This is a genomic window from Mesorhizobium sp. M8A.F.Ca.ET.021.01.1.1 (genome assembly GCF_003998025.1).
Taxonomy (GTDB): domain Bacteria; phylum Pseudomonadota; class Alphaproteobacteria; order Rhizobiales; family Rhizobiaceae; genus Mesorhizobium.
Genome location: NZ_RZSJ01000806.1, coordinates 1 through 2,121, shown reverse-complemented (window position 1 = coordinate 2,121; position 2,121 = coordinate 1). Strand labels below are relative to the sequence as shown.

Genomic DNA, 2,121 nt, shown 5'->3' with positions numbered 1-2,121 from the left:
AGCATGGCCGCCTCGCCGGCAGCGGTCATGCCGGCGAGGCGGCCATGCTTGCGGTGTTGCTCACCGAACGCGGCCTTGGCGGCGACGGTGCCGATCTCGAACGGAGGCTGATGCGCTTTCGCGGCGAGAAATCGCCACGTGCCACGTCGGCGCGCCAGCTTGCCGAGCGCCTGGCCAGGCAGGTCGGCGATGCGAAGACCAGCGGAGCTGTTCACGCCGGGACCCTGCTCATCCATGCCTGGCCGGACCGCGTCGCCAAGGCGCGCGGCGAGCGCGGCCGTTTCGTGCTGGCCAATGGCTCCGGCGCCATGCTCGACGCCGCCGATCCGTTGGCGGGCGAACCCTTTCTGGTCGTCGCCGACCTCCAGGGCAAGGCGCAGAATGCCCGCATCACGGCGGCGGCGGCAATCAGCGAGGAGGATATCCGGTCAGCCCTTGGCGGCAAGATCGAAACGCGCAGGCAGACGAGTTTCGATCGCGAGCGCCGCGCCGTGCGGGTGCGCGAAACCGTGCGCCTCGGCGCCATCACACTCGCCGAACGTATGCTGCCGGCGCCGGTCGGCGCCGATGCCGACCGCGCTATTCTTGAGGCGTTGCGCGAGCATGGGCTTTCCCTTTTGACCTGGAGCAAGGAGGCCCAGACGCTGCGCCAGCGGCTGTCCTGGCTTCACAAGGGCTTAGGCGCGCCCTGGCCAGACATGTCGGATGAAACGCTCATCGAGCGCCTCGATGACTGGCTGCTGCCGTTTCTGTCCGGTGCGGCGTCCCTGGCTGCCATCGATGCTGGTGTGATCCCGGCCGGGCTGTCGTCGCTCGTGCCGCATGACCTGCAGCGCAAGGTCGATGCGCTGGCGCCGACCCATTTCGACGTCCCGTCGGGCAGTCACGTGCCGATCCGCTATGACGGCGAATGGCCGGTTCTGGCGGTCCGCGTCCAGGAACTGTTCGGCCTCGACCGCCATCCTTCGATCGCCAACGGCACCGTGCCGTTGACACTCGAACTGTTGTCCCCCGCGCACCGGCCGATCCAGACGACGCGCGACCTGCCCGGCTTCTGGCGCGGCTCCTGGGCCGATGTGCGCGCCGACATGCGCGGCCGCTATCCCAAGCATGTCTGGCCGGAGAATCCGCTGCTCGCCGCCGCGACCGCCCGCGCCAAACCGCGCGGGACCTAGCCATGGGCGCTTTGGCGGGCCGCTTGGGTCAGCGGGACTTCCCTCGAAAATTTCGCGAAAGCATCAATCACTTCGTCATCCACGGGCGAAGCAAGGAGCGTAGCGACGCGGCGCAGACCCGAGGATCTATGCCGCGACTTCAAGGTGGCTACGTCGGCGCGGAATCCTGCCCAGCCGCACCAGGTCGAAGGTCACGGAATGGATCCCAGGGTCTCCGCGACGGAGCTACGCTCCTGCTCCGCCCTGGGATGACGAAGTTTTGAGGCCTCGGCCAATCCCGAATGTCCCTTTGCGCCGCTACTAGCGCTGTCCATCCCGCGGCTGTAATCCATGGCCATGATCAACATCCTGAACACGCCCGATTTCCAGCAGAGCCAGCGGCTGCGCCTCAACACGCTGATCCGGCTGCGCTGGCTTGCCATTGTCGGCCAGAGCCTGACGGTTCTTGTCGTCGCCTACGGCCTGAAATTCCCGCTGCCGGTCAGCCTGTGTTTTGCGCTGGTCGCCTGTTCGGCCTGGATGAACCTGTTTCTGGCCTTCCGGTTTCCGGCCGCGCATAGACTCACCCCGTTCGCCGCCTTCGGCATCCTGATCTTCGACAGCCTGCAGCTTGCCGGCCTGCTCTACATGACCGGTGGCCTGACCAACCCGTTCTCGCTGCTGATGACCGTGCCGGTCGTCATTTCGGCGACGTCGCTTCCCCTTCGGCTCACCGCCATCCTTGGTGGGCTGGTGATGATAGCGGCGACCTTGCTGGTCTTCCGCCATCTGCCGCTGCCCTGGCATGAGGACGCGCCGCTGGCCATGCCCTTCGTGTATGTTGCAGGCATGTGGATGGCGGTGCTGTCGTCCATCGCCTTCACCGCCATGTACGCCTTTCGGGTGGCCGCCGAGGCCCGGCTTCTGGCCAACGCCCTGGCCGCCACCGAATTGTGGCTGCAGCTCA

General features: G+C 66.9%; 1 protein-coding gene and 1 pseudogene. Both read left to right on the top strand.

What is annotated here, in order from left to right; genetic code table 11:
• Positions 1-1,175: ATP-dependent helicase C-terminal domain-containing protein (locus EOA36_RS34150; RefSeq protein WP_281040107.1), on the top strand; the 1,175-nt coding region annotated here is incomplete at its 5' end.
• Between the two features lie 330 nt (positions 1,176-1,505).
• A pseudogene (locus EOA36_RS34140) lies at positions 1,506-2,121 on the top strand (sensor histidine kinase); the annotation flags it as partial.